General features: G+C 72.4%; 25 protein-coding genes. 6 read left to right on the plus strand and 19 right to left on the minus strand.

The features are described 5' to 3' along the window. Positions 1-3: 3 nt before the first annotated feature. From C1N81_RS14190 to C1N81_RS14235, 10 genes are all read right to left on the minus strand, one after another. The gene (locus C1N81_RS14190; protein ID WP_394429170.1) at positions 4-639 is read right to left on the minus strand and encodes an MBL fold metallo-hydrolase; all 636 of its coding nucleotides are present in this window, start codon (positions 637-639) and stop codon (positions 4-6) included. 134 nt (positions 640-773) lie between these two features. Continuing rightward, a complete protein-coding gene (locus tag C1N81_RS14195) occupies positions 774-2,066 on the minus strand; it encodes a bifunctional 3-oxoadipate enol-lactonase/4-carboxymuconolactone decarboxylase PcaDC (protein WP_394429171.1) in 1,293 nt (430 codons plus the stop codon). Between the two features lie 219 nt (positions 2,067-2,285). Next, complete coding sequence (locus tag C1N81_RS14200) at positions 2,286-3,614, minus strand: sulfite oxidase (RefSeq protein WP_394437948.1); 1,329 nt, start codon at positions 3,612-3,614, stop codon at positions 2,286-2,288. Between the two features lie 112 nt (positions 3,615-3,726). Then, positions 3,727-4,311, minus strand: coding sequence for a sugar kinase (locus C1N81_RS14205; RefSeq protein WP_394429172.1), 585 nt, complete (start codon positions 4,309-4,311; stop codon positions 3,727-3,729). Between the two features lie 37 nt (positions 4,312-4,348). Further along, positions 4,349-5,488, minus strand: a complete 1,140-nt coding sequence (locus C1N81_RS14210) for an ROK family glucokinase (protein WP_394429173.1) — start codon at positions 5,486-5,488, stop codon at positions 4,349-4,351. Positions 5,489-5,958: 470 nt separating this feature from the next. Then, positions 5,959-6,831: an ATP-binding cassette domain-containing protein gene (locus tag C1N81_RS14215; RefSeq protein WP_394429174.1), complete on the minus strand. Its 873-nt coding sequence runs from the start codon at positions 6,829-6,831 to the stop codon at positions 5,959-5,961. Beyond that, a complete protein-coding gene (locus C1N81_RS14220; RefSeq protein WP_394429175.1) occupies positions 6,798-7,865 on the minus strand; it encodes an ABC transporter permease in 1,068 nt (355 codons plus the stop codon). Before C1N81_RS14220 ends, C1N81_RS14215 begins: the two co-directional genes overlap by 34 nt. Then, positions 7,862-8,866, minus strand: coding sequence for a sugar ABC transporter substrate-binding protein (locus tag C1N81_RS14225; RefSeq protein ID WP_394429176.1), 1,005 nt, complete (start codon positions 8,864-8,866; stop codon positions 7,862-7,864). The genes C1N81_RS14220 and C1N81_RS14225 overlap by 4 nt, the downstream gene beginning before the upstream one ends. 140 nt (positions 8,867-9,006) lie before the next feature. Further along, the gene (locus C1N81_RS14230) at positions 9,007-10,017 is read right to left on the minus strand and encodes a sugar ABC transporter substrate-binding protein (protein WP_394429177.1); all 1,011 of its coding nucleotides are present in this window, start codon (positions 10,015-10,017) and stop codon (positions 9,007-9,009) included. A 116-nt stretch (positions 10,018-10,133) separates the two neighbouring features. Further along, the gene (locus C1N81_RS14235) at positions 10,134-10,898 is read right to left on the minus strand and encodes a GntR family transcriptional regulator (RefSeq protein WP_394429178.1); all 765 of its coding nucleotides are present in this window, start codon (positions 10,896-10,898) and stop codon (positions 10,134-10,136) included. Positions 10,899-11,036: 138 nt separating this feature from the next. Between C1N81_RS14235 and C1N81_RS14240 the strand changes: the two genes are divergently transcribed. Then, the gene (locus C1N81_RS14240) at positions 11,037-12,041 is read left to right on the plus strand and encodes a Gfo/Idh/MocA family protein (RefSeq protein ID WP_394429179.1); all 1,005 of its coding nucleotides are present in this window, start codon (positions 11,037-11,039) and stop codon (positions 12,039-12,041) included. 121 nt (positions 12,042-12,162) lie between these two features. Here the strand turns inward: C1N81_RS14240 and C1N81_RS14245 are convergent, their stop codons facing one another. The 4 genes from C1N81_RS14245 to C1N81_RS14260 form a co-directional block, all read right to left on the minus strand. Continuing rightward, the gene (locus C1N81_RS14245; protein WP_394429180.1) at positions 12,163-13,356 is read right to left on the minus strand and encodes a cytochrome P450 family protein; all 1,194 of its coding nucleotides are present in this window, start codon (positions 13,354-13,356) and stop codon (positions 12,163-12,165) included. Between the two features lie 37 nt (positions 13,357-13,393). After that, entirely contained in the window at positions 13,394-14,668 is a 1,275-nt protein-coding gene (locus C1N81_RS14250) for an ROK family transcriptional regulator (RefSeq protein WP_394429181.1), read from the minus strand. Positions 14,669-14,771: 103 nt separating this feature from the next. Next, positions 14,772-15,434, minus strand: a complete 663-nt coding sequence (locus C1N81_RS14255; RefSeq protein WP_394429182.1) for a response regulator — start codon at positions 15,432-15,434, stop codon at positions 14,772-14,774. Positions 15,435-15,632: 198 nt separating this feature from the next. After that, on the minus strand, positions 15,633-16,907 hold the full coding sequence (locus C1N81_RS14260; RefSeq protein ID WP_394429183.1) for a sensor histidine kinase: 1,275 nt from the start codon (positions 16,905-16,907) through the stop codon (positions 15,633-15,635). 179 nt (positions 16,908-17,086) lie between these two features. On the opposite strand from C1N81_RS14260, the gene C1N81_RS14265 reads away from it, so the two are divergent. Further along, on the plus strand, positions 17,087-17,332 hold the full coding sequence (locus tag C1N81_RS14265) for a hypothetical protein (protein ID WP_394429184.1): 246 nt from the start codon (positions 17,087-17,089) through the stop codon (positions 17,330-17,332). Between the two features lie 12 nt (positions 17,333-17,344). Here C1N81_RS14265 and C1N81_RS14270 read toward each other — a convergent pair whose 3' ends face one another. Beyond that, positions 17,345-17,767: a ribonuclease gene (locus tag C1N81_RS14270; RefSeq protein WP_394429185.1), complete on the minus strand. Its 423-nt coding sequence runs from the start codon at positions 17,765-17,767 to the stop codon at positions 17,345-17,347. A gap of 185 nt (positions 17,768-17,952) precedes the next feature. Here C1N81_RS14270 and C1N81_RS14275 point away from each other — a divergent pair, with 185 nt between their 5' ends. Next, a complete protein-coding gene (locus C1N81_RS14275; RefSeq protein ID WP_394429186.1) occupies positions 17,953-18,684 on the plus strand; it encodes an SDR family NAD(P)-dependent oxidoreductase in 732 nt (243 codons plus the stop codon). 74 nt (positions 18,685-18,758) lie between these two features. On the opposite strand, the gene alc is transcribed toward C1N81_RS14275, so the two are convergent. Then, positions 18,759-19,892, minus strand: a complete 1,134-nt coding sequence (gene alc, locus C1N81_RS14280) for an allantoicase (protein WP_394429187.1) — start codon at positions 19,890-19,892, stop codon at positions 18,759-18,761. Positions 19,893-19,896: 4 nt separating this feature from the next. Further along, positions 19,897-21,243, minus strand: a complete 1,347-nt coding sequence (gene allB, locus C1N81_RS14285; protein WP_394429188.1) for an allantoinase AllB — start codon at positions 21,241-21,243, stop codon at positions 19,897-19,899. A gap of 276 nt (positions 21,244-21,519) precedes the next feature. Between allB and C1N81_RS14290 the strand changes: the two genes are divergently transcribed. Then, on the plus strand, positions 21,520-22,320 hold the full coding sequence (locus C1N81_RS14290) for an IclR family transcriptional regulator (protein WP_394429189.1): 801 nt from the start codon (positions 21,520-21,522) through the stop codon (positions 22,318-22,320). A gap of 208 nt (positions 22,321-22,528) precedes the next feature. On the opposite strand, the gene C1N81_RS14295 is transcribed toward C1N81_RS14290, so the two are convergent. Both C1N81_RS14295 and C1N81_RS14300 read right to left on the minus strand, forming a co-directional pair. Beyond that, positions 22,529-23,212, minus strand: a complete 684-nt coding sequence (locus C1N81_RS14295) for an ABC transporter ATP-binding protein (protein WP_394429190.1) — start codon at positions 23,210-23,212, stop codon at positions 22,529-22,531. Continuing rightward, complete coding sequence (locus C1N81_RS14300; RefSeq protein WP_394429191.1) at positions 23,209-24,291, minus strand: FtsX-like permease family protein; 1,083 nt, start codon at positions 24,289-24,291, stop codon at positions 23,209-23,211. Before C1N81_RS14300 ends, C1N81_RS14295 begins: the two co-directional genes overlap by 4 nt. 180 nt (positions 24,292-24,471) lie before the next feature. On the opposite strand from C1N81_RS14300, the gene C1N81_RS14305 reads away from it, so the two are divergent. After that, positions 24,472-25,683 carry a sensor histidine kinase gene (locus C1N81_RS14305; RefSeq protein WP_394429192.1) on the plus strand — a complete coding sequence of 404 codons (1,212 nt, stop codon included), beginning with the start codon at positions 24,472-24,474 and terminating at the stop codon, positions 25,681-25,683. Beyond that, a complete protein-coding gene (locus tag C1N81_RS14310) occupies positions 25,680-26,321 on the plus strand; it encodes a response regulator (protein ID WP_394429193.1) in 642 nt (213 codons plus the stop codon). The genes C1N81_RS14305 and C1N81_RS14310 overlap by 4 nt, the downstream gene beginning before the upstream one ends. The last annotated feature ends 45 nt before the right edge of the window (positions 26,322-26,366 follow it).

Here is a 26,366-nt window from a genome sequence, read left to right on the forward strand (position 1 = left end):
AGTTCAGACCTGCGCCGAGTCACCCGGCGTCAGGCGCAGGTGCTCCGCGCCGCCGAGCCCGCCGATCTGCCGGTCGTAGATCGGCCGGGCCAGATCGGTCAGGAGCGCGTCGTGGATGTCGTAGGCGCGGCTCGGTTTGACCTCGCGTACGTAGTCGATGACCTCGGAGATCTTGTTCCAGGGGGCCATGACCGGCAGCATCAGCGTCTCGACCGGATGGTCCGGGACGGTGAGCGCGTCGCCGGGGTGGAAGACGGCACCGCCTTCCACGAGATAGCCGACGTTCGTGATGCGCGGGATGTCCGGGTGGATGACGGCGTGCAGTTCGCCGTGGACCTGGACGTCGAACCCGGCCGCCGTGAACGTGTCGCCGTGCCCGACCGTGTGGACGCGGCCCGGGAACGCCGCCGAGAGCTGCTCCGCCACCGACTTCAGCGTCCAGATCCGCGCGCCGGGGTTGTTCTCCATCCCGGCGCGCAGCCGTGCCTCGTCGAAGTGGTCGGGGTGCTCGTGCGTCACCAGGATCGCGTCGGCGCCGAGCGCGGCGTCCTCCTCGGAGAACCCGCCCGGGTCGATGACGAGCGTCTGTCCGTCCTTCTCCAGGCGGACGCAGGAGTGGGCCTTCTTCGTGAGCTTCATACGCCCCATCCTGCTCCGCGCGGAGGGAAAACGGGCAACGGGCCGCCCCTGCTCCTGCGGCGTCGTCCACTCCTACGACATCGCTACTCCTGCTACATCGCTACTCCTGCGACGTCGCTACTCCTGCGACGTCGCTACTCCTGCGGCGTCGTCTCCTCGCGGATGACCTCCTTGGCCACCTTGAACGCGGCGTTGGCGGCGGGCATGCCGCAGTACACCGCGCTCTGGATCAGGACTTCCTTGATCTCGTCGGGGGTGAGTCCGTTGCGCAGGGCGGCCCGGGTGTGGGTGGCGAGCTCGTCGAGGTGCCCGCCCGCGACCAGGGCGGTCAGCGCGACGGCGGAGCGCATCCGCCGGTCCAGGCCGCCGCGGTGCCAGACCTCGCCCCAGGTGTAGCGGGTGAGGAACTCCTGGAAGTCGCCGGAGAAGTCGTCGGCCGTGGCGAGCGCCTGGTCGACGTGCGCGTCGCCGAGGACCTCGCGGCGCACCTTCAGGCCCGCCTCGTGCGGGTCCGCGCGCACGGCCGCCTCCGGCTGCGCGGCCGCGGCGGCGATCTCGGCGACCGGGGCGACCGGTGGGGGCGGCGGCGCGATCACCGGCTTGACGGGGGCGGCCACGATCGCGTGCTGCCCCGTCTCGTAGCCGGGGATCCAGGCCGTGGAGAAGTGGCGTACGAGGAGGTCGGTGACGGCGGCGGGCTGCTCGACCGGGGCCAGGTGCGAGGCGCCGGGGACGACGGCGAGCCGCGCGTCCGGGATGCCCGCGACGAGCGTACGGGCCTGCGCCGGGCCCGTGACCTGGTCCTCCGAGCCGACCAGGACGAGGGTGGGCACACCGATGGCGCCCAGCTCCGTACGGATGTCGAAGGCGGCGAGCGCCTCGCAGGCGGCGATGTAGCAGCCCGGGTCCGTCGTGCGGACCATCTGGACGGCCCAGTCCGTGATCGCGGGCTGCGCGGCGGCGAAGCCGGAGGTGAACCAGCGCTCGGGCGACGTCCGCGCGATGGGGTCGAGGCCGTTGCTGCGCACGATGACGCCGCGCTGGCGGAACTCGTCGGCCGTGCCGAACCGCGGGGACGCCGCGATCAGCGCGAGGGACGCGACGCGCTGCGGATGGCGCAGGGCCAGCTCGGCGCCGATCGCGCCGCCGAGCGAGCAGCCCGCGTACCCGAAGCGCTGCACGCCGACGGCGTCGAGGGTGGCGAGGAGCCGGTTCGCGAGCTCCGCGACGGACCCGACCGGGTGGGCGGGGGCGCCGCCGTGCCCGGGAAGGTCGAAGCGGAACACCCGCCACTGCTTGGCCAGCTCGGGTATCTGGCGGTCCCACATGTGCCAGGTGGTACCCAGTGAGGGACCGAGGATCAGGACCGGGGCCTCTTCTGGCCCGTCAAAGCGGTATTGCAGGGTGTTCGACGGTGTCTCACTCACGCCCCAGACCCTCTCACGTCTCACAAAATCTCACACAGCCGGGTGAAGCCGACGGCTCGGCGCACCCACAGCCCGACGCATCGGACCCGGCGACCGGCCTCGTCGGTCAAGACCAGCCTCTCAGCGTGCGAAGGCCGCCCCGGACCCAGCGCTGCCCACCGACCGCGCTTTCACCCGCCCCTCACATGGACACACCGCTTCCTCCACCAGCGGCAGGTGTCAGACGACGGTGACCGGGTGGCGTACCACCGCGTCGAACAAGTAGCCCTGGGTGTTGTGGAGCGTGGTGGTGGGCTGGGTGCGGCCCGTCGTGTCCGTGGCGCGGGCGAGGAGTTCCGTCGCGCCTTTGGTGGTCGGGTGCCAGGGGACGGACCAGCGGACCCAGTCGGCGCGGTGCGGGGTGTCGTGCAGCCGGGCCCGGTGCCAGGTGCGGCCCGCGTCCGTACTGACGTCCACGCGCGCGATGGTGCCCGTCGCCGACCAGGAGCGACCCGTGAGGCGGTGGTGGGTGCGGGCGGGCAGGTTCGCGTTCCAGGGGAGTTCGAAGGCGGACTTCAGGGTCTGGCGGGTGAGCGGGGCGCTGCCCTCGGGCGGGTAGGCGGCGCCGAAGAGGCGGTAGAAGATCGTGTTCCAGGGTGAGAAGAGCGGCTCGCGCGACACCTCGATGTCGCCGACCCACTTGGTCGACGCGATGCCGACCCAGGACGGGACGACGAGACGGACCGGGGCGCCGTGGTCCGGCGGCAGGGGTTCGCCGTTCATCTCGTAGGCGAGGAGTACGTCGTCCAGGGCCTTCGGTACGGGCAGGGGGCGGCGCACCCTGCCCAGGTCGGTGCCGTCCGCCGTCACGTACTCCGGGTCGAGGCCGCGCGGCAGGACGTCGACCGCGTCGCGCCGGATGCCCGCGAGGCGCAGCACGTCGGCGAGGCGGGCGCCGCGCCAGCGGGCCGAGCCGATCGCGCCCAGGGTCCATGCGGTGCCCTCGACGCTCTGGCCCTGCTGGCTGCTGTAGAAGCTGCGGCCGTTGCCCGCGCACTCGACGAACGCGGAACGGGTCACGGCGGGCAGCCGCCTGAGGTCGGCGAGCGTGAAGGTCCGCTCCCGCCCGCCCGCGAGGCCGTCGCCCCAGATCCGCAGCTCCCAGGTCGCCGCGTCGATGAGCGGCGTCGAGGTGTGGTTGCGGACGAAGAAGTGGGAGGCGGGCGTGGAGTGGCCGGTGTCCGCGAGCGCGGCGAAGTTCGTCTCCGCGTTCGTGCCGCGGATCGTGAAGCGGTCGGTGGGGAGGGGCTTGACGATGCCGGGGGCCGCGGCGGCCGAAGGGGTGGATCGGGGCGCGGTGCGGGCGGAGGTGGCGGCGTGGCCGGGGGCGGCGTGCGCCGGGGCGGCCAGGGCAGGGGTGGCCAGGGCCGGTGGCAGGGCGGTCGCGAGGCCCGTCGCCGCGAGGAGGCGCAGCAGGTCGCGGCGGTCCACGCGGTCGGCCCTGGCCCGGCCGGCGAGCCACTGCCGCAGCCGCCGCCGGTCGTAGGCGGCCTCGTCCAGCGCGGTCATGGGTGGTTCGGTCTGAGTCGTCACGCCCGGAGTGTAGGGAGGGTACGGGACCCCGGCCCAGGTCAACTCCGGTGCCGCAACGCGCTGTTCACAAGCCGCTGGCCCGAGGGCGTCAGGGGTGCGTGGTCGAGACGACGTAGACCATGGCGTGGTCCGCGTTCGAACGGTTCACCACGACGCTCTGGGTCGGGGACGGGTCCTTCTGGGTGTGCGTGAGGCCGTACCAGGGGCCGGGGCCGGTGAACTCCCAGCCCGCCACGGACCGGTCGCGTTCATTGATCGCCAGATCGTCCTGGGTGAGATCGTCCGGACTGCTGTCGATGTCGCCGAGGAACTCCTCCAGGCCGTCGCCATCCGTGAGGAACTGCGCGTACAAGCGGCTGACCTTGTAGTTGTTCGTCTCGTAGTAGGCGACGGCGCGGGAATGCGCGGGGATCGGGATCTCGTAGAGCCGCCGCTGCACCTTGGACGGCCAGCCGATGGTGAGACCCGTCGCCGAGTACTTGGCCTCCTTGTCCTTGCCGCTGTCACGGCTCTGGTTCGCCGAGATCACCAGATAGCCGGCGGGGATCCCGATGAGCAGCACGATGGTCAGGAGGGTGAGGGCGCGGCGGCGGATCACGCGGCGGCGGCCCGGGCCCTGCCGCGGCGGCTCCTCGTCCGGGGACGGGGGCTGGCGGGGCACGGTCGTCGTCATGGCTGGCATTCCTGTCGTCCCGGTGTCTCCACGAGCCTCAGCTCTCGGCGTCGCCGGCCGTACGGGCGTACCTGTCGTAACGCTCGTAACGCTCGACGCGGCGGCGCTTCGCGCGCCGGAAGCGGCGGGCCACCAGGCGGGCCAGGTCCGCGGCGCCGACCATGCCCGCCTCCGGGCCGAGCTGGGCGCGCGCGATCCGGGCCTCCGGGCGGTAGCCGCGGCCCGTCAGATGGCGCTTGAACGCGTCGCGCGCGGGGCCGATGAGCAGGTCGTCGGCGGCCGAGACGCCGCCGCCGATGACGAAGCAGGACGGATCCAGGGCGGCGGCCAGGTTCGCGATGCCGACGCCGAGCCACTGGCCGATGTCCTGGAGCAGCTCCACACACATCGCGTCGCCCTCACGGGCCAGCTCCGTGATCAGCGGACCCGTGATGTCGGGAACGCTGCCCTTCACCCGCTCGATGATGTTGTACGCCACCGGGGAGTCGGCGGCCGCCAGCTCACGGGCCTCACGCACCAGCGCGTTGCCCGAGCTGTACTGCTCCCAGCAGCCCCGGTTGCCGCACGGGCAGCGGTGCCCGCCCGGGACGACCTGCATGTGGCCGAACTCCCCCGCCACACCGAACTTGCCCCGCTTGACCTGGCCGTCCTCCAGGATCGCGCCGCCGATCCCCGTACCGAGGGTGATCATGACGAGGTGTTCCTCGCCGCGGCCCGCGCCGAAACGCCACTCCGCCCAGGCCGCCGTGTTCGCGTCGTTGTCGACCAGCACCGGGACGGAGAGACGGCCCGCCAGGCGGTCACGGAGCGGTTCGTTGCGCCACGACAGGTGCGGGGCGAACAGGACCCGGTTGCGGTCCGCGTCGACCCAGCCCGCCGCGCCGATGCCGACCGCGTGCACGTCGTGCCGGTCGGAGAGGTCCAGGACCAGCTCCGTGATCGTGTCCTCGACGACCTTCGGACTCTTCGACTTGTCCGGCGTCTCCGCGCGCAGCGTCTCCAGGATCACCCCGTCCGCGTCGACCACCCCCGCCATCACCTTCGTCCCGCCGATGTCGATACCGACGGTGGGGACGCGCGGGGCCGTCAGATGCGAGCGGCGCTCCCGGGTACCGACCGTCCGCAGGACGGTGGCCCGGGCGGAGCCCCGGTGGGCGAGATCGCGGTAGGTGCTCATTGCGGCGATTCTGCCTCACGGGGTGGCTGCGCCGCGATCCGGGTTTCTGGTTCGGGGGGTCGGGGGGCGGGATCGGCCCCCCGGCCCCTGACGGGTGCGCCGCGGGCCACCGGTCGGTGGGGGCCGGTCGCGCCGTTCCCCGCGCCCCTGAAAGGCACGCCTCCGACGGGGTGGCGGGCGCCCCCATCGCGACCAACGGTCAGTGGGGCTTCTCGCGCAGTTCCCCGCGCCCCTGAGAGGCGCACTTCGTGCGGCCTCTCAGGGCGGGGGAGGCGCGGCGAAGCCGTGGCCTTCAGGGGCGCGGGGAACTGCGCGACCAGCCACGACGGCGGGACAGCCGACCACGCAACGGGGGCGCGGCGCAGCCGCACGCCCTCAGGGGCGCGGGGAACTGCGCGACCAGCCACGACGGCCGGACAGCCGACCACACGACGGGGCGCGGCGCAGCCGGGAGGCGCGGGGGGCTCGTCCTATTTCTGGGCGCCGCCCGCCGCATGCCCCCCAAGATGCGTAGGCACAGGCGCCCGCTCCAGCTCGTGACGGAGGTCGTCCAGTTCGTTGCCGCCCGCCATCTGCCGGGTCAGCTCGTCCAGGGTGATCTCGTCGCGGGTGTGGCTGCCGAACATCGCCCCGCGCTTGAGCAGGACGAACCGGTCACCGACCAGGTACGCGTGGTGCGGGTTGTGGGTGATGAGGACCACGCCCAGGCCCGCGTCCCGCGCCGCCGCCACGTACTTGAGGACGACCCCGGACTGCTTCACGCCGAGCGCCGCGGTGGGCTCGTCGAGGACGAGGACCTTCGCGCCGAAGTAGACCGCGCGGGCGATGGCGACGCATTGGCGCTCGCCGCCGGAGAGCGTGCCGACGGGCTGGTCGACGTCGCGCAGGTCGATGCCCATGCGGGCGAGTTCCTCGCGGGTCGTCCGGCGCATGAGGTCGACGTCCAGGCGCTTGAAAGGACCGACCCCCTTCGTCGGCTCGGAGCCGAGGAAGAAGTTCCGCCAGACCGGCATCAGGGGGACGACGGCGAGGTTCTGGTGGACGGTGGCGATCCCGCGGTCCAGCGCGTCCCGCGGGTTCGCCAGCTTCGTCTCCTCGCCCTCGATGGAGAAGGTGCCCGCGTCGTGCCGGTGAAGGCCCGCGATGATCTTGATGAGGGTGGACTTGCCCGCGCCGTTGTCGCCCAGGACGCAGGTGATCTCCCCCGCGTTCACGAGCAACGAGACGTCCTCGAGCGCGCGGATGTTGCCGTAGTACTTACTGACGCCGTCCAGTTCGACGAGCGGGACCGCCGGTTCGTGCTGCGTGCTCACTTGATCGCCTCCGCGCGCTTGCGGACCCACGCGTTCAGCAGGGTCGCGAGGAGCAGCATCGCTCCGAGGAAGAACTTGAACCAGTCCGAGTTCCATTCGGCGAACACGATGCCCTTGCTGGTCATGCCGAAGATCAGCGCGCCGATGGCGGCGCCGACGGCGGACCCGTAGCCGCCGGTGATCAGACAGCCGCCGATGACGGCGGCGACGATATAGATCAGCTCGTTGCCGACGCCCTCGCCGGACTGGACGACGTCGTAGGAGAAGAGCAGGTGCTGGCCGGAGATCCAGGCGCCGAACGCGACACCCATGTAGAGGCCGATCTTGGTCTTGTTGACCGGGACGCCGACCGCGCGGGCCGCGTCCACGTCACCGCCGACCGCGAAGATCCAGTTACCGGCGCGGGTCCGCAGGAGGATCCACGTGGCCACCAGGATCAGCGCCAGCCACCACACAATGGTGATCTTGAAGTCGATCCCGCCGATGGTGATCGTCGAGGCGAAGACGGACTTGGCCGACGAGAAGCCCTCCATGTCGGAGATCGACTTCGTCGAGACGGTGCCGCTGATCAGCTTGGTGAAGCCGAGGTTCATGCCGGTCAGCATCAGGAACGTACCCAGCGTGATGATGAAGCTGGGCAGTTTGGTGCGGGTCAGCATGACCCCGTTGAAGACGCCGATGGCGAGGGTGACCAGCAAGGACACCCCTACGCCTACCCAGGTGTTCGCCGTCATCTGGTAGCTGAACATCGACGAGATCAGCGCGGAGGACGTCACGAGGACACCGGCGGACAGGTCGAACTCGCCGCCGATCATGAGCAGCGCGACCGGGACGGCCATGATGCCGAGCGTGGAGGCCGCGTACAGGACCGTCGCGAGGCTGGTCGCGCGCAGGAAGCTGTCCGCGAAGACCGAGAAGAAGACGAAGACGGCGACGGCGCCGACGACGGAGCCCAGCTCGGGACGGCCGAGGAGCTTCTTCCAGGGTGAGGTGCGCAGCAGGCGCTCGTCGACCGGCCGGTCCGGCTGCGCGCCGGGCTGCTTCTCGGGAGCGGTCGTCGTCATCGTGTCCCCCGCTTCGCGTACTCCTGAAGCTCGGCGGCCTGGTCCTTGGTGACGATCTGCGGACCGGTGAGGACGGGCTGCCCGCCGCCGAGCACGTTGGCGTTGTACCGGTAGAGCCAGAGCAGGTCGACGGCCTGGTAGCCCTGGAGGTAGGGCTGCTGGTCGACGGCGAAGCCGAGCGAGCCGTCCTCCAGTCCCTGGGCGACCTTCTCGTTCAGGTCGAACGTGTCGACCTCGGCCTTGCTGCCCGCGTCCTGCGCCGACTTCACGGCGGTGGCGGCGAACGGGGCGCCGAGGGTGACGACCGCGTCGACGGACTTGTCGGACTGGAGCTTCGCCTCGATGGAGGACTGCACGTCGGGCATGTTGGTGCCTTCGACGTACAGGTTCGTCATCGTGCCCTTGAACGTCTCCTTGGCGCCTTCGCAGCGCTGTTCATGGCCGACGTTGCCCTGCTCGTGCAGGATGCACAGCGCCTTCTTCTTGCCGCGCTTGTTCAGCTCCTCGCCGACGGCCTCGCCCGCGATCTTCTCGTCCTGCCCGATGTGGGTGAGCGCGCCGAACGCCTTGGACTCGGCGGAGCCCGAGTTCACGGTGATCACCGGGATGCCGGCCTTCTCGGCGCGGGCCACGGCCGCCTTCATCGCGGCGGGCTTGGCGAGGGTGACGATGATCCCGTCGACCTTCTTGTCGATCGCGGCGTCGACGAGCTGCGCCTGCTGGTTGGCCTCGTCGTTGTGCGAGTACAGGAAGTTGATGTTGTCCTTGATCGCCGCCTGCTTGGCGCCGCTCTGGACGATGTCCCAGAAGGTGTCGCCATCGCCCGAGTGGGTGATCATCGCGAAGGTCCAGCGCGGGGTGTTCACCGCGGCCTTGCCCTGCGCGGCCTGGGCCTTCCTGGCGTCCTCCGCCCGCTTGCCGCCGGTGCTGCTGCAACCCGCCAGCGAGAGGCCGAGCGCCCCCGCAACGGCGATGCTCACCCAGGTCCGAAACCGTGCCACGAGGCCGTGCCCTTCTTGGTCTGCTGCGTCATACACCGGAACCGGCGACGGGCCGGTCCCGGTGGACCGTCGTCCGGTCCGTGGGGACCGCTTCCCGGTCCCAAACGCACAAGTATGGGTCACGGGGATCATCCAACGATTCACCGGGTGCCGCGCGCGGTGTACTTCTCCAGCTGGGGCACGTCTTTCCCGGTGACGAGGGCGGGGCCGGTGAAGACGGGTTTCCCGCCGCCGAGGACGTTGCCGTTGGTCTTGTGGAGCCACAGTTCGTCGACGGCCAGATAGCCCTGGAGGTAGGGCTGCTGGTCGACCGCGAAGGTGACCTCTTTCGCCTTCAGGCGCCGGACGACCTCGGCGTTCAGGTCGAAGGTGGCGATCTCTGCCTTGCTGCCCGCGTCGTCCTTCGCCTTCACGGCGAGCGCCGCGATGGGCGCGCCGAGCGCCACGATCGCGTCGATGGACTTGTCGGCCTGGAGCTTCGCCTCGATGGAGGACTGGGAGCCGGGGGCGTTGGTGCCGTCGACGTTCAGGTTCTCGACGCTGCCCTTGAACGTCTTCTTGACGCCCGCGCAGCGCTGCTCCAGGGAGACGTTGCCCTGTTCGTGGATGACGCACAGGACGTTCTTCCGGCCCTCCTCCGTCAGCCTCGTGCCGACCGCCTCACCGGCCACCGACTCCTCCTGGCCGATGTGGCTGAGTGCGCCGTACTTCTGCGAGAACTCCGAGCCCGAGTTGATCGACACCACCGGGATGCCCGCGGCCTTCGCCTTACCGAGCACCGCCTCCATGGCTTCGGGCTTGGCAAGCGTGACGACGATCCCGTCGACCTTCTTGTCGATCGCGGCCTGGACCAGCTCGGCCTGGCCCTTGGCCTCCTTGTCGTTCGAGTAGAGGAAGTCGACGTTGTCCTTGGCGGCGGCCTGCTTGGCGCCGCTGCGGACGATGTCCCAGAACGTGTCGCCCTCGCCCGAGTGCGTCACCATCGCGATCTTGAGGCGGGGCGTCGAGACCCCCTGGCCACCGGACGGCTCGTCCGCCTTGTCCTCGGAGTCCTTGCCGCCCGATCCGCTGCATCCGGCGGCGAGGGCGACCACCGCGACGAGCGCCGCGGCCGTGCGAGCTGTACGGGTTGTCGTACGGGGCGTGCGCATGGTGGAGCCACCTCTCCTCCGGCCGCGCGGTGCGGCTGGAGGAGTTTGTAGCGGGGTCCCCTCGCAGCGTCAACGTCTTTGTCAGAACATTCGGACCGCGTTCACCGCAACCGGGTTCAGGACCGTACGAGCAGCTGGAACTCGAAGGAGTAGCGCGACGCCCGGTACGTGTGCGAGCCGAACTCGACCGCGCGGCCCTTGTCGTCGTACGTGGTGCGCTGCATCGTCAGGAGCGGCGCGCCCTCCGGCTCGGTGAGGCGCTCGCCCTCGACGGCGGTGGCGGCGCGCGCGCCGACCGACTGGCGGGCGCTGTGCAGCGTGATCCCGGCGGCGCGCATCAGCCGGTACAGACCGGTCGCCTCCAGGCGCGCGTCCTCCAGGGTGAGCAGGCCGGTGGGCAGGTGGTTGCAGAGGTACGCGACGGGTTCGCCGTGGGCAAGGCGGAGCCGTTCGACGCGGTGCACCTCCTCGCCCTCGGCGAGCGCGAGCGCGGCGGCGACCTCGGCGGAGGCGGGCACGAGGGTGTTGGCCAGGACGCGGGTCTCGGGGCGCTGGCCCGCGGCCTCCAGGTCGTCGTAGAGGCTGGACAGCTCCAGGGGGCGTTTGACCTGGCTGTGCACGACCTGGGTGCCGACGCCGCGCCGCCGCACGAGCAGCCCCTTGTCGACGAGGGACTGAATGGCCTGGCGGACGGTGGGCCGGGACAGGCCGAGCCGGCCCGCCAGCTCGATCTCGTTGCCGAGCAGGCTGCCGGGGGTCAGGGCACCGCGCTCGATCGCCGCCTCCAACTGCTGCGCGAGCTGGAAGTACAGCGGGACCGGGCTGGAGCGGTCGACGCTGAGTTCGAGCGGGAGCGTGGGGTCGGCTACGGGTTTGGCCACGGGGCGAGCGTAGCGGCGGGGTGTTGTTGACGGGAAGTCCGGAAGTCAGATTGTCCGGACATAATCCACGGCGTCATAGAGGTCGCTTTGTCAGGACAAAGGATTGACAGTATGTGGCGGGAGCGGCACGTTGGGTCCATGCGCATCGGACTCATCGGAACGGGCCGGATCGGAACCTTTCACGCGGGTGTGCTGGAGCGGTACCGGGAGGTCGGCTCGCTCGTCGTCACCGACGCCGAGCCCGCGCGGGCCGTCGCGCTCGCCGACCGCATCGGGGCGACCGCGGCACCCGGCGTCGACGAACTCTTCGCCTGGGGCGTCGACGCCCTGGTCATCACCGCCGCCACCGCCGCGCACGCCGAACTGATCGGCCGGGCGGCGCGGGCCGGACTGCCCGTGTTCTGCGAGAAGCCGATCGCCGTCGACCTGCCCGGCACACTGGCCGCGCTGCGCGAGGTCGAGGGAGCGGGCACCGTCCTCCAGCTCGGCTTCCAGCGCCGCTTCGACGCCGGATACGTGGCCGCGCGCGAGGCCGTACGGGCGGGAGCGCTCGGGCGGCTGCACACCGTACGGGCGCTGACCTCCGACCCGGCGCCGCCCCCGGCCGCGTACCTGCCGCTCTCCGGCGGGCTGTACCGGGACTGCCTCGTCCACGACTTCGACATCCTGCGCTGGGTCACCGGGCGGGAGATCGTCGAGGTGTACGCGACCGGGTCCGACGCGGGGCCCGCCATGTTCCGGGAGGCGGGCGACGTCGACACGGCGGCGGTCGTCCTGACACTGGACGACGGGACCCTGGCGACGGCCACGGCGACGCGGTGCAACGGCGCCGGGTACGACGTCCGTATGGAGCTGTCCGGCGAGCGGGACACGGTCGTCGTCGGCCTCGACGACCGGACGCCGATCGCCTCCACCGAGCCGGAGGGGCCGCCTGCCGCGGCGAAACCCTGGCCGGGGTTCCTGGAAAGGTTCGCCGCCGCGTACGAGGCGGAGCTGGTCGCCTTCGTCGATGTGGTGCGCGGGGAGCGGGTCAATCCTTGTGACGGGTTCGAGGCGTTGGCCGCGTTGCGGGTTGCGGAGGCTTGTGAGATGTCCCGGGCGGAACGTCGGGTTGTGCGGGTGGATGAGGTGCCCGGGGTCTGAGGGTGCGGGGTGCGGCCCGCTCCCCTTCGTCCCCACCGTGGGTGGTTTCTCGTCGTGGGCGATCGCCCCTTGCGTCGTGGTCGCTCGCGCCGTTCCCCGCGCCCCTTCGGGGCGCATCCGATCACCAGCGCACTTGCAGGGTGCGGGTGCCTCTCATCAGCATTCCTGGGAGCCAGGTGGTCGGGGGGTCGGCCAGGGTCAGGTTGGGGCAGCGCTCCAGTAGGGAGCGGATGGCCGTGCGGGCCTCTACGCGGGCCAAGGGGGCGCCGAGGCAGAAGTGGATGCCGTGGCCGAAGGCCATGTGGCCGCGGGGGTCGCGGTGGATGTCGAAGCGGTCAGGGGCCGGGAATCGGTCCGGGTCGCGGTCGGCCGAGCCGATGCCGATGAGGACCGGGGCGCCGGTCGGGATGCGGATGCCCTCGATGTCGATCGGTTTCGCGGCGAAACGGTGCGTCGCCGTCTCCACCGGGCCGTCGTAGCGGAGCATCTCCTCCACCGCGCCGTCCAGGAGGCTCATGTCCGCGCGCAGGTCCGCCAGTTGGTCGGGGTGGGCGAGCAGGGCCCGTACACCGTTGCCGATCAGGTTCACCGTGGTCTCGTGGCCCGCGATGAGGAGCAGGAAGGCCATGGCGCGCAGCTCCGACGGGGAGAGGCGGTCGCCGTCCTCGGCCGTGGTCCTGATGAGCGCCGAGAGCAGATCGTCGGCGGGTTCCGCGCCGCGCTTGTCCTCGATCAGGTCGTCGAGGAAGGCCGCCAGCTCGGGGATGGTGTCCGCCTCCTCGTCACTGCTCGTCGGCGCGACCACCTGCGTCGACATACGGCGGAAGCGGTCACGGTCGATGTCGGGGACGCCGAGCAGTTCGCAGATGACGACGAGCGGGAGCGGGAAGGCGAGCGCCTCGATCAGGTCCGCGGAGCCGCGCGGCACCATGGCGTCCAGGAGCTCGTCCGTGATCTTCTGGATGCGCGGGGCGAGCCCGGCGACCCTGCGCGCGGTGAACTCGCGGGTGACCAGGGAACGGAGCCTGCCGTGCTCGGGCGGGTCCGCGAAGAGCAGGTGGCGGCCGATGAGGGCGTCCTCGAAGCCCCAGGGCGGGGTCTTCGCGAAGCGCGGGTCGGTGAACGCGGCGCGCGCCGCCTCGTGCCCGACGATCAGGTAGAGGTCCTCCCGGGGACCGGGGCCCGGCGTGCGGACGCGGTGCACGGTGCCGCGCTCGCGCAGCGCGTCGTACACGGGGTACGGGTCGGCGTAGAACGCCTGTGCGCCGCCGTCCGCGAACTCCTCCAGGTCGACGATCCCGCCCTCGTCCGCCATGGCCGTGCCCCCCGCGCTCGTGCGTCCCCGTCGGCGCTCAGCGTCCGCCGCTCCTCACCCCGTTCAACTCCCGGCGCCCGCGATCGGTTCCCGGCACCTTGCGGGCCCCGCCCGTCTCCAGGAAACGCGAGAGCGGCAAGGTGGCCGCGCCGACCGTGACCGCGTCGGCGCCGAGGCGGCCCAGTTCGACGGTGGTCTGCGCGAGGGGGTGGCGCAGCGCGTACGCGGCGGCGGCGCGGCGGACCGGTTCGATGAGGCGCGGGCCGAGCAGCAGGCCCGCCCAGCCCGCGACGACGATCCGCTCCGGGTTGAAGAGGTTCACCAGGTCGGCGATGCCCGCGCCCAGGAACTCGGCCGTCTGGTCCAGGAGTTCACCGGTGTCCGGGGCGGCGAGGAGTTCGGCGAGGGCGCCCTCCTCGTCCGGCGCGGTCCAGGTGCCGCCCGACTCGCGCCACCGTTCGAGCAGCGCCTCGGCGCCCACGTACGCCTCCAGGCAGCCGCGCGCGCCGCACCGGCAGAGCCGCCCGCCGACCTGGAGCACCGTGTGGCCCCACTCCCCCGCACTGCTGGAGGAGCCCTGATAGGGGACGCCGTCGGCGATGACACAGGCGCCGACGCCCGAGCCGATGAGGGTGATCACCGCGTTGCGGGCGCCGCGGCCCGCGCCGAACCACATCTCGGCGCGGCCGAGCGTCTTCGCGCCGTTGTCGACGAAGAGCGGGATCTCCGGCGGGAGTTCGCCGGGCGCGCGCAGCATCGCCTCCAGGGGCACGGCCTCCCAGCCGATGGTCTGGCCGTGCACGACGGCGCCGGACGCGCCGGAGGCGTCCACGATGCCGGGCACGCCGATTCCGACGCCGATGAGCGAGGCGGGGTCCACGTCCGTGCCCGCCAGGACCTCGGTCAGGCCGCCCGCGATGAGACGGACGATCTCGTGCGCGTCGTACGTGCCGTCCGGCGCGGCCACCGGCAACGGGGCGTCCACGCGCGCGAGTTCCCTCAGCGACAGGTCGAACAGTTCCACCCGTACGCGCGTCTCGCCCACGTCCACCCCGACGACATGGCCGCTGCCCGGCGCGACGCGCAGCAGTGTGCGCGGGCGGCCGCCGTCCGAGTCGACCGAACCCGCCTCCTCCACGAGGCCGTCGGCGATCAGCTCCGCGACGACGTTGCTGATGGAGCCCGAACTGAGCGCCGTGAGGGGGCCCAACTCCTGTCTGCTGAGCGGTCCGTCGAAGTAGAGCTTGCTCAGTACGGTGGCCCGGTTGTTGCGGCGCAAGTCGCGCACCGTCCGCCGGCGTGGTCCTGCCATCCCTCGCTCCACCCCTTCACCCCACACTTACATCACGGTGTGAAATTTACCGTGACGTCCTGTCGTCCTGCCGTCCTGCCGTCTTCCTTCCCGCCGTTGCGGCTCAGTCGTCGAGCAGACCCGCGTCGTGGACGAGGAGGGCGATCTGGACGCGGTTGTTGAGGTCGAGCTTCGCCATGATGCGGGAGACGTGGGCCTTGACGGTGGCGACGCTGAGGTAGAGGGTCGCGGCGATCTCCGCGTTGGACTTGCCGCGGCCGATCCCCACGGCCACGTCGCGCTCGCGCTCGGCGAGGCCGGTGAGGCGGGCGCGGGCCGACGCCGTGCGGAGGTCTCGTTCCGAGGCGACGGCGTGGGTCATCAGCTGGCGGGTCACCGCGGGTGAGAGCACCGGGTCGCCCGCCACGACGCTGCGTACGGCGTCGAGGATCTCCGCCGGGGTGGCGTCCTTCAGGACGAAACCGGCGGCGCCCGCGCGCAGCGCCCTCAGCACCTGCTCGTCCGCGTGGAACGTCGTCAGGACGACGACCTCCGGGGCGGACGCGCGTGACCGCAGCCGTTCGGTTGCCGTCAGGCCGTCCATCGTCGGCATCCGGATGTCCATGAGGACGACGTCGGGTCGGACCGTGCCGGCTATCGCGAGCGCCTGCTCCCCGTCGGCCGCCTCCCCGACGATCTCGACGTCCTTCGCCCCGCCGAGCATCAACGTCAGCCCGGACCGGACGAGCGGGTCGTCGTCGACGAGCAGGAGCCGGATCGTGTTCATGGGGTCACGGTAGCCGGGGCCACGACGTGGCCGCGGGCCGGTGGGGGGCGGGTCGCGCCGTTCCCCGCGCCCCCGAGAGGCGCACTTCGTGCGTCGTCTCAAGGGCGCATGGGGCCAAGGCGTAGCCGCACGCGCCAGGGGCGCGGGGAACTGCGCGGCCGGCCACGGCGGCGGGAGAGTCGACGGTCTCGCGGGGGGTCAGGGCGCGGGCCACGGGAGCCAGGCCCTGATCTCGAAGCCCCCGGCGCGGGCCGCGCCATGTTCCAGGCGGCCACCCGCAAGCGTCGCCCGCTCCGTCAGACCGATGAGCCCCTGCCCGGACCCGGGCACGTGCGGAACCTCCCCGGGCGGAGCCGGGTTGCTGACCTCGATGGTGAGACCGTCACCGGGCGCGCCTGTCACGGAGACGGAGACTTCCGCCCCGGGCGCGTGCTTGCGCGCGTTGGTCAGCCCTTCCTGCGCGATGCGATAGGCGGTGCGCCCCACGGAGGCGGGCACGGACCCGGGATCGGTGACACGCTGGTCGAGGCCGACTTTCATGCCCGCCTCGCGGGATTCGGCGACGAGCGTGTCGAGCGCGGCGAGCGTCGGCTGGGGCCGCCCGGACTCCTCCCCGTGGTCGGCTGCGCGCAGGACGCCGATGATCTCGCGCAGGTCCTGCAGCGCTTCGTGGGCGCTCTCGCGGATGACCCCGGCGGCGCGGGCGATCTCCGCCTGGGGCGCGTCGGGCCGGAATTCGAGCGCGCCCGCGTGGACGCTGAGCAGCGTCAGCCGGTGGGCGAGGACGTCGTGCATCTCGCGGGCGATGGCCTCGCGGGCGAGCCGTTGGGCGCGTTCGGCGCGCAGCCCCGCCTCGGTCTCGGCGCGGTGGGCGCGGTCCCGCAGCGACATGAGGAGCTGGCGCCGGGAGCGGACGAACATGCCCCAGCCGACGCTGGTGGCCAGGATGAACACGGTGAACGCGACGGCGACGACGTACGGCGTGGTCGGGTCGGGGCGCAGCGCGATGTAGACCGGGACGAGGACGACGGAGACGCCCGCCACCCATGCCACGTAGCGGAACGGGCGGTGCACCGCGAGCGTGAAGATGGAGACCGCGACCGCGCCGCCCGCGCTGTCGGACACGAGGCTGATCGGCACCATCGCGACGGCGAGCCCGAGCGGCCAGCGTCTGCGCAGCCAGACCGCGGCGCAGGCGAGAGCGCCGACGAGCTGGTCGACGACGGCGAGGTCGTGCGGGACGTTCGGGTTCTGCTCGATCTGGTCGGCGGCGATCATGCCGACGAAGACGGCGATGAGGAAGCAGCTGAAGTCGACCACCCAGTCGCGGGCGGTGCGCTTGCGGCGGCCGGGGTGGCCGTCGGGGTCCAGGTCGAGTTCTCCGGCGGCGCCCGAGGGCAGCAGCCGGCGGCGCCGTCCGGGCGGCGGGCCGGGCGCCTGCTCCGGGGTTCCGGTCTGCTGCGATGCCTCCATGGTCGACAAATCTACGCATGCCGCGGGCCCCGTACCGTCCCGAACGGCCGGAAGCCGACCAAAGTCGTACGGCCGACGACTTTGGTCGGCCGGCCGCCCCGCGGACAGCTACTCATGGCGTGCGCGGCTCGCCCCGCGGCCGATGTGCGTGGGAGGTCCGCGGGGCGAGAGTTCCGGACATGAACAAGAAGGAGTTGCGGCAGTTGCTCGAGGTCGTCGGCGGTCTCGCCCTGCTCCAGGGCGTGATCGGCCTCGTCCACGAGTTCACCGGGTGGCTCGGCTGGGGCCTGATCCGGCACATCGGCTTTCTCGACGGCCACGAGGTCTACGGCAGCGTCGCGCTGATCGTGCTCGCGATCGCCCTGATCGCGGCCGCCGAGAGCCAGAAGGACAGCAAGGACAGCACCGACGGCACCGAGAGCTGAGAGCGGGGCTCGTCAGCAGTCGGGGTCGACCAGGTCGAACGACGCGTAGTGGTCGGACGTGTAGTAGTCCTCCTCGTTCGCCTTTCCGGTGACGATGCGGCGGGCGCCGCGGTCGGAGGAGCCCGGGGTGATGACCGTGTACTCGTGGTAGTACCCGGTCGACTGCGACGGCAGGACGCCCTCGCGGTTCTGGAAGACGACGCCGTCCTGGTCGTACGGGAACGGGCCGCCCTGCGCGATGAGGTCCAGGGTGTCGTGCGCCTGGGACGGCAGGTCGGAGTAGCAGATGTCGCCGACCGCGGCGGCGACGGCGGTGGCCGACGAGGCCGGGACGGCGGGGGCCGGGGCCGCCTGGGCGGTGAGCGTGGCGGGGCCGCCGACGAAGAGCGCGGCGGCGAGGGCGGCGACGCTGATGAAGCGTGGGGGAGTCTTCATGTCGTTCAGCATGACGCGCGTAGACGGGTACACGTCAACATGAACTACCCGATGTTTTCCGGGTGTTCACAGGATTCACAGGTGCCGCCGGACACCGCGGGACGTACCGTCCGATTGCCGCCAGCGTCCGCCCGCGTACGCCGCTGTACTCGAAGCCGTCACATCCGATGACTTCAGGAGCGTTCATGGACAGCAAGGTGGCTCTGGTGACCGGCGGCAGCCGTGGCATGGGCGCGGCGACGGCCGTGCGGCTCGCCGAGGACGGCTTCGACGTGGCCGTCACCTACGTACGGGGCAAGGAGGCCGCCGACGAGGTCGTGCGGCGGGTCGAGGCCCACGGGCGGCGCGGGCTCGCCCTGCGCGCCGATTCCGCGGACGCGGGCGAGGCGGCGGGGGCGGTGGCGCAGACGGTGGAGCGGCTCGGGCGGCTCGACGTGCTGGTCAACAATGTCGGCGTCGGGGTCCTCGGCCCGCTGGAGAGCCTCTCCCTCGCCGACGTGGACCAGGTCCTCGCCGTGAACGTGCGCGGCGTCTTCCTGGCTTCGCAGGCGGCGGCGTCGGTCCTCGCCGGGGGCGGGCGCATCGTCACGATCGGCTCGTGCATGGCCAAGCACGTACCGGGCCCCGGCGGCACGCTCTACGCGATGAGCAAGTCGGCCCTGACCGGTCTGACGAAGGCGCTCGCGCGGGAGCTGGGCGGGCGCGGCGTCACCGCCAACATCGTCCACCCCGGGCCGATCGACACGGACATGAACCCGGCGGACGGGCCGTACGCGGCGGGCCAGGCGGAGGCGACGGCGCTCGGCCGGTTCGGCACGGCGGACGAGGTGGCCCGGGTCGTGGCCTGTCTGGCGGGGCCCTCGGCCACGTACGTCACGGGCACCGAGCTGGCGGTGGACGGCGGGCACGCCGCGTAACCGGGGGACGAAAGTGGAATGCGGGGCCGCACCGGTGCTGTCGAGCCGGTGCGGCCCCGCGGGCATAAGGACGGCTAGGCGCCCAACTCCGCCCGGCGCGCTGCCAGTTGCGCGGCACCCTGCTCCGTCAGGGAGCCGAACAGGCGCAGGCGCGAGATGCCGCCGTCGGGGTAGATGTCGACGCGGGCGTGGGTGCCGACCGCCGGGGTGTCGAGCACGAAGCGGTGGTTCGTGTCGGGCTGGAGGCGGGTGCGGGGCAGGACCTCGACCCACTCGCCGTCGGCGCCGTCCTTGACGGAGACGGACGCCCACCCGGCGCTGTTCCCCTTCAGGTACGCCGTGTCGATCTCCAGGGCGCGGATCCGCGCCTGGGCGACGAGCTGGTAGCGGATCCAGTCGTTGCCGGTGTCGCGGCGGCGCCGGGTCTCCCAGCCGTCGTCCATCTTGCGGGAGTAGCCCGGCTGGATGGTGTTGGAGGCGGGCGAGTAGAAGAGGTTCGAGGCGTCCTCGGCGTGGCCGCCGTTGGCGAGGGCGACGACGTCGAAGGTGCCGAGCGTGGCGAGCCACTCCGGGTCCGGGACGACCTCGCCGTACACGCGCAGGCGGGCGATGCCGCCGTCGGGGTGCTGGTTGAGACGCAGGTGGGTGAAGCGCTGCTCGACGTCGACCTCGAAGCCGTTGGCCGCGTGGCCGCCGACCGCCGTGCGCGGGACGAGCGTCGTCCACTTCACGTCGGGGGCGAGCAGCTCCTCGGGGGTGGGGGCGCCGGCCACCGAGGTCGCCTCGACGGAGACGGCCTGCGGGTAGTTGCCGCGGAAGTGGGCGGTGTCGACGACGATGCCGCGGATCACGCCGGGCGCGCCGAGCCGGATCAGCGCCCAGTCGTGGTCGTCCTCGGTGGGCCACGGGTGCTCGGGGCCCGTGCCGCGGCGGCGGCGGGTCTCCCAGCCGTCCATGACCTTGCCCTTGTGGCCGAAGTGCTCGGGGTCGAACTCGGCGCGCCCGGCGACGAGGAGGTTCTCGCGCTGCGCGAAGAACTCGTCGTTCGCGGCGATCACCCCGGCGCCGAGCGTGCGCGCGGCGAGGTCGGCGTACCGGGTGAACGGGAAGTCCGCGGTGCGGTAGTCGGCGTACGGGTCGCCGCCGCCGAAGGGGCTCGCGTCACCGGTGAAGCGGGGTATCTGAGAATTCTCGGAAGATGCGGCCACGGGGTTACTTGGTCCTTTCGAGCAGCTTGCCCTGCGGGGCGGTGAACTCGCCGTCGGCGACTATGCGTTCGCCGCGCAGCCAGGTCGACTTGACGACACCGTGCAGCGTCTTGCCCGCGTACGCGGTGACGCGGTTGCGGTGCTGGAGCGCGGCCGGGTCGACGGTGAAGGTCTCGTCGGGGGCGAGCACCGCGAAGTCGGCGTCGCGGCCCGCGGCGATGGCGCCCTTGCGGTCGTCGAGGCCGACCAGCTCGGAGGTGCGCGCCGACATCCAGCGGACCACGTCGTCCAGGGAGTACCCCCGCGCGCGTGCCGCGGTCCAGATGGCGGAGAGGCTGAGCTGGAGCCCGGAGATGCCGCCCCACGCGGTGGCGAAGTCGTCGGTCTTCAGGTCGGCGGTGGACGGCGAGTGGTCGGTGACGACGCAGTCGATGGTGCCGTCGGCGAGCGCCTGCCAGAGCAGGTCCTGGTTGGCGGCCTCGCGGATCGGCGGGCAGCACTTGAACTCGCTCGCCCCGTCCGGGACTTCCTCGGCGGTGAGCGTGAGGTAGTGCGGGCACGTCTCGACGGTGAGGCGGACGCCCTCGGCCTTCGCGGCGGCGATGAGCGGCAGCGCGTCGGAGGAGGACAGGTGCAGGATGTGGACGCGGGCGCCGATCCGCTTGGCGGTGTCGATGAGCCCCTTGATCGCGGTGTCCTCGGAGATACGGGGCCGGGTCGCGAGGTAGTCGTCGTACTTGGGGCCGCTGTTGTGGGGGGCGGCGTCCAGCTCGTGCGGGTCCTCGGCGTGGACGATGAGGAGGCCGCCGAAACCGGCTATCTCGGCCATGGAGGCGGTGAGCCGCTCGCTGTCCAGGTGCGGGAACTCGTCGACGCCGGACGGCGACAGGAAGCACTTGAAGCCGAAGACCCCGGCGTCGTGCAGGGGGCGCAGGTCCTTGACGTTGTCGGGCAGGGCGCCGCCCCAGAAGCCGACGTCGATGTGCGCCTTCGCGGCGGCGACCTCCTGCTTGGTGCGGAGGTTGTCGACGCTCGTGGTCGGCGGCAGGGAGTTCAGCGGCATGTCGACGAGGGTCGTGATGCCGCCCGCCGCGGCGGCGCGGGTGGCGGTCCAGAAGCCCTCCCACTCCGTGCGCCCGGGGTCGTTGACATGGACGTGGGTGTCCACGATGCCGGGCAGCAGCGCGTGGTCGCCGAAGTCCTCGAGCCGGGCGCCGGCCGGTACCTCCGCGTCGTGCGCGAGCACCCCGACGATCTTTCCGGCGGCTACGGCGACGGACGCGGGCCGCGTACCGTCGGGGGTGACCACGCGGGTCGAGCGCAGCACCAGTTCGACTTCGGCCTCTGACACCCTGGACCTCCTCGGCTTTTCAACGTTCTGTTGAAGGAGTTTTCACTTCGGCTTCGCGGTCCGTCAAGGGCGCGCGGCCCTCCGGCGGCTCTCCGACGGCTCTCCGACGGCTCTCCGACGGCTCTCCGGCGACGCTCTGGACGTTTCCACAAAGTGGAATTACGCTTCCGGTAGGCAGAATGTAGCTACCGACGAACTTCACGGTCAAGGGATCACCCGTCCGGAAACCGCCGGTAGGCTGCACCACTGCCTGCCTGTCCTCGAAAGGAACGCGCCGTGCCGACGACCGACGCCAGCACCACTGATGGAGCCAAGTCCGCGCCCAGCGGTGGCGTCCAGTCCCTGGAGCGCGCCTTCGACCTGCTCGAGCGGATGGCGGACGCGGGCGGTGAGGTGGGCCTCAGCGAACTCTCCGCGAGCAGCGGCCTTCCCCTCCCGACCATCCACCGCCTCATGCGCACCCTCGTCGCGTGCGGCTACGTACGCCAGCAGCCCAACCGGCGGTACGCGCTCGGGCCCCGCCTGATCCGGCTCGGCGAGTCCGCGTCCCGGCTGCTCGGCACCTGGGCGCGGCCGTACCTCGCGCGGCTCGTCGAGGAGACCGGCGAGACGGCGAACATGGCGCTGCTCGACGGGGACGAGATCGTGTACGTCGCCCAGGTGCCGTCCAAGCACTCCATGCGGATGTTCACCGAGGTCGGACGGCGGGTGCTGCCGCACTCCACCGGGGTCGGCAAGGCGCTGCTCGCTCATGCGCCGGCCGCGGAGGTCCGGGCGCTGCTCGCGCGGACCGGGATGCCCGCGGCGACCGAGAAGACGATCACCACGCCCGACGGGTTCCTCGACGCGCTCGATGAGGTCCGGCGGCTCGGTTACGCCGTCGACGACAACGAGCAGGAGATCGGGGTGCGGTGCCTCGCCGTGCCGGTGCCCGACTCCCCCACCGCCGCGGCCATCTCGATCTCCGGCCCCGCGGGGCGCGTCACCGAGGTGGCCACGGACAAGATCGTCCCCGTGCTCCAGCAGGTGGCCCAGGAACTCTCCGAGGCCCTGGCCAACACCGGCTCGGCGTCCTAGGGAACCGGTATCCCGGAAACCTGTATCCCGGCTGCCGCTTTCGTCGTGGTTGCTCGCGCAGTTCCCCGCGCCCCTGAGATGCGCACCGCGTGCGCCATCTCAGGGCGATGGGGCTGCGGCGAAGCCGCATGCTCCGGGGGCGCGGGGAACTGCGCGACCAGCCACGACGCACGCGGCGGCCGACGACGCGGCAGGACATGGCAGACGCTCAAGGACAGTCCGCGCCCACCCGGACCCGCCCGTCCACGATCCCCACAACCCGATCCGCGAAGCGCAACGCACCGGCGTCATGCGTGACCAGCACCGTAGCGACCCCCCGCTCCCGGGTCAGCCGCGAGAGCAACCGAAGCACCACCACCCCCCGCTCAAGATCCAGCGCGCTGGTGGGCTCGTCGACCAGCAGAACCCGCGCCCCGTTCATCAGCGCCCGCGCGATGTTGACCCGCTGCCGCTGCCCCCCGGACAGCTGATGGGGCCGCCGGTGTCCGAGCCCGCCGAGCCCCACCGCGTCGAGCAGTTCCCGCGCCCGCTCCCGGGCGCCCCGCACTGCCCGTCCGTCGAGGTGGGCCATCACCTGGAGTTGCTCGACCGCGGTCAGGGAGGGCAGCAGGTTGGGCTGCTGGAAGACGATGCCGACGGCCCGGCGCCGCAGCCGCGCCGCGTCCGCCCGGCCGAGCCCCGTCGCCTCGACCCCGTCGATGACGACCCGCCCGCTGTCGGGCGTGACCAGGGTCGCGGCGACGGCGAGGAGGCTGGACTTGCCCGAGCCGGACGGCCCGACCACGGCGGTCGTCGTCCCGGCGGGCACGTCGAGGCCGACCCGGTCCAGGGCGGTGAGCCGCCCGTCGCCGTCGGGGTAGGTGAGGGTGATGTCGTCGAGCAGCAGGGTCATCGCGCGCTCCCGAGGGCGGTGAGGGGGTCGACGGCGGTGATCCGCCGGATGGCGAGGGCGGCGCCCGCGACGCCGAGGACGGCCATGACGGCGGCGGGTCCGGCGCCGGTCAGCGGGTCGAGGACGAAGGGGACGTCGTCCGGTACGAACGCCCCGGCCAGCGCGGCGAGCCCGGTCCCCGCGGCGGTCCCGCCGATGAGCACCACGACGGCCTGGCCGAGCGCGTCCCTCAGCAGGTACGCCGTCGAGGAGCCGAGCGCCTTCAGGACGGCGATGTCACCGCTGCGCTGGATCGTCCACACGGTGAAGAACGCCCCGACGACGAGCGCCGAGATGACGAAGAGGAAGCCGCGCATCAGTTGCAGCGAGCCGTTCTCGGCCTGGTAGGACCCTATGGCTTCGAGGGCGCCTTGCACGCTGGTCGTCGCGGTGCCGACGGCCCGGTCGGCGGCGCGCGCGTCGTAGCCGGGGCCGGTGTCGAGGGCGACGACGGTGGCCGTCGGCTCGCCACCGTCCGAGGCCGCCCTGGGCGCGGCGGACCGCCAGTCGCGCAGGTCCGTCCACACGACCGGGGTGTGGCTGTAGGACGCGTCACCGGACACCGCGGTGACCCGCAGGGCGACTCCGCCCAGCCGGACGGTGCCACCGGCCCCGACCCCGAGTCCGGCGGCCGCCCCGTGCGACAGCACCGCGGTGCCGGGGGCCGTCGCGTCCGGCGCGAGACCCGACCCCTGCGCGACGCCGAACGCGGAGACGGCCGCGCTGTGGGCGCCGGCCCGCGCGTCGACGGTGCCGATGCCGAGCGGCCACGCGCGCGTGACGCCCGGTTGCCGCGCCAGCTCCTCCCACTGCGCGCGCCGCACGGTGGAGCCGGTGAACGACACCGACTGGCCTTCGGCGGGGCGCGCGAAGGCGATGCGGTCGGCGGGCAGCCCGGTCAGCGCGGACGTGTTGTCCCGGGCGAGCCCGGCGGTCAGCCCCGACAGCAGCCCCACGAGCAGGGTGATCAGTACGATCACGGTCCCCATCAGGGCGAATCTGCCCTTGGCGAACCGTAGGTCTCTCCATGCGACGAACATGTGGTCCACCCTGCTGCCCCGCCCCCCGCGCGGGCATCGCGCCACAGCACGCTTCACCCGGAGCGAAGGGAGGAGGCGTCTTTCCACCTTTCGGTTGAGGGGTCCGGGCCGTTCGGTCGAGGGGTCCGGGCCGTTCGGTTGAGGGGATTGGGCCGTCCGCTTCGTACGCTGGACAACGGTATGGATTCCCGCTCGCTCACCCCCGCCCCGCGCGTCCTGCGCCTCTGCCTGCATCTGCTGATGGCCGGGCTGCTCGCGCTGGTCGTCGTCCGCGGCCTGACGGGCCGCTCCGCGGAGCCGGTCGGTGCCGTCGTGGCCGTCACCGTCGTCCTGGGCGCGGTGTACGCGGCGGGCGCCCTGCTCCCCGTCGTGCGGGCCACGCGCGCGGGCGCCGCGTGCTGGCTCGCCGCGCTCGGCGCCGTATGGGCGGCGCTGCTCGTCCTCTCCCCCGACGCGCTCTGGCTCGCTTTCCCGCTCTACTTCCTGCTGCTGCACCTGCTGCCCGTGCGCTGGGGCGTGCCCGGGGTGGCGGGCGCGGCGGGGGCGGCCATCGCCTCGTACGTGGGGCACGGCGGGGGGCTGAACCCGGGCGCGTTCATCGGGCCGCTGCTCGGCGCCGCCGTCGCCGTGGCGACCGTGCTCGGCTACCAGGCGCTGTACCGGGAGAGCGAGCGCAGGCGCCGCCTGATCGAGGAGCTCGTCGCGACCCGCGCCGAACTCGCCGACGCGGAGCGCGCGGCGGGCACCCTCGCCGAGCGCGAGCGGCTGGCCCGCGAGATCCACGACACCCTCGCGCAGGGGCTCTCCTCGATCCAGTTGCTGCTGCGCGCGGCCCAGCGCGCCCTGCCCGCGGCGTCCCCGGCCGCGGGCCACGTGGAGCAGGCGCGGGCGACCGCCCAGGACAATCTGGCCGAGGCCCGCCGCCTCGTCCGCGCCCTCACCCCGCCGGACCTGGCGCACGGCTCCCTGGCCGGGGCGCTGGAGCGGCTGTGCGCCACCGCGCCGGGCGTGCGGGCCCGGTTCGGCACGAGCGGCACCCCGCTCGCCCTCCCCACCCCGTACGAGGTGGCCCTGTTGCGGATCGCGCAGTCGGCGCTCGGCAACACGGTGCGGCACGCGGGCGCGCGCCGCGCGGAGATCACCCTCAGCTTCATGGAGACCTCGGTGGCCCTGGACGTGGTCGACGACGGCGACGGCTTCGACCCGGACCTCACCGCGCCGGGCCCGTCCCCCGCGGCCGACGGCGGTTTCGGACTGCCCGCGATGCGCGCCCGCGTCCGCGATCTCGGCGGCACGTTCACCGTCGAGTCGGCGCCGGGACAGGGCACGGCGGTCGCGGTGACGCTGCCGGTCCCGGTGCCCATGCCGATGGCCGCCGGGGGTGGCGCGTGATCCGGCTGCTGCTCGCCGACGACCATCCCGTCGTACGGGCCGGACTGCGGGCCGTCCTCGACGCGGAGCCGGACTTCACGATCGTCGCGGAGGCCGCCACGGCGGAGCGGGCCGTCGAGCAGGCGACGGAACTGGCGGCAGGCGAGGCGGTCGATGTCGTTCTGATGGATCTGCAGTTCGGCGGCGCGGGGATGCACGGGGCCGACGCCACGGCGCGGATCGCTGCGCTCGACAAGGCGCCCCGTGTCCTCATCCTCACGACGTACGACACCGACGCGGACATCCTGGCGGCGGTCGAGGCGGGCGCCACCGGCTACCTCCTCAAGGACGCGCCGCCCGAGGAGCTGGCGGCGGCCGTCCGCACGGCCGCCTCCGGCCGCTCCGCGCTCGCCCCGGCGATCGCGCTGCGCCTCATGGACCGGTTGCGGGCGCCCTCGGAGGCGCTGACCCGGCGCGAGCTGGAGGTCCTCAGCCTGGTGCGGGACGGTCTGTCCAACGCCGAGATCGCCCGGCAGCTCTTCCTCAGCCAGGCCACCGTGAAGTCCCATCTGGTGCACCTCTACGCGAAGCTCGGCGTCGACTCCCGGACGGCGGCCGTGGCCCGCGCCCATGAGCGAGGCCTGCTCAGGGCGCGTTGACCCGCGCTGCCGACGCCCCCTTGACCCGTGCGGTATGCAGGGTCC

The sequence above is a fragment of the Streptomyces sp. SGAir0957 genome, assembly GCF_043523415.1.

Coding starts and splice junctions, on each gene's coding strand:
- C1N81_RS14190 (WP_394429170.1), bottom strand. CDS start 639: ATGAAGCTCACGAAGAAGGCCCACTCCTGCGTCCGCCTGGAGAAGGAC.
- C1N81_RS14200 (WP_394437948.1), bottom strand. CDS start 3,614: ATGACCGCGCTGGACGAGGCCGCCTACGACCGGCGGCGGCTGCGGCAG.
- C1N81_RS14205 (WP_394429172.1), bottom strand. CDS start 4,311: ATGACGACGACCGTGCCCCGCCAGCCCCCGTCCCCGGACGAGGAGCCG.
- C1N81_RS14210 (WP_394429173.1), bottom strand. CDS start 5,488: ATGAGCACCTACCGCGATCTCGCCCACCGGGGCTCCGCCCGGGCCACC.
- C1N81_RS14220 (WP_394429175.1), bottom strand. CDS start 7,865: ATGACGACGACCGCTCCCGAGAAGCAGCCCGGCGCGCAGCCGGACCGG.
- C1N81_RS14230 (WP_394429177.1), bottom strand. CDS start 10,017: ATGCGCACGCCCCGTACGACAACCCGTACAGCTCGCACGGCCGCGGCG.
- C1N81_RS14240 (WP_394429179.1), top strand. CDS start 11,037: ATGCGCATCGGACTCATCGGAACGGGCCGGATCGGAACCTTTCACGCG.
- C1N81_RS14245 (WP_394429180.1), bottom strand. CDS start 13,356: ATGGCGGACGAGGGCGGGATCGTCGACCTGGAGGAGTTCGCGGACGGC.
- C1N81_RS14250 (WP_394429181.1), bottom strand. CDS start 14,668: ATGGCAGGACCACGCCGGCGGACGGTGCGCGACTTGCGCCGCAACAAC.
- C1N81_RS14255 (WP_394429182.1), bottom strand. CDS start 15,434: ATGAACACGATCCGGCTCCTGCTCGTCGACGACGACCCGCTCGTCCGG.
- C1N81_RS14260 (WP_394429183.1), bottom strand. CDS start 16,907: ATGGAGGCATCGCAGCAGACCGGAACCCCGGAGCAGGCGCCCGGCCCG.
- C1N81_RS14265 (WP_394429184.1), top strand. CDS start 17,087: ATGAACAAGAAGGAGTTGCGGCAGTTGCTCGAGGTCGTCGGCGGTCTC.
- C1N81_RS14270 (WP_394429185.1), bottom strand. CDS start 17,767: ATGAAGACTCCCCCACGCTTCATCAGCGTCGCCGCCCTCGCCGCCGCG.
- C1N81_RS14275 (WP_394429186.1), top strand. CDS start 17,953: ATGGACAGCAAGGTGGCTCTGGTGACCGGCGGCAGCCGTGGCATGGGC.
- C1N81_RS14295 (WP_394429190.1), bottom strand. CDS start 23,212: ATGACCCTGCTGCTCGACGACATCACCCTCACCTACCCCGACGGCGAC.
- C1N81_RS14300 (WP_394429191.1), bottom strand. CDS start 24,291: ATGTTCGTCGCATGGAGAGACCTACGGTTCGCCAAGGGCAGATTCGCC.
- C1N81_RS14305 (WP_394429192.1), top strand. CDS start 24,472: ATGGATTCCCGCTCGCTCACCCCCGCCCCGCGCGTCCTGCGCCTCTGC.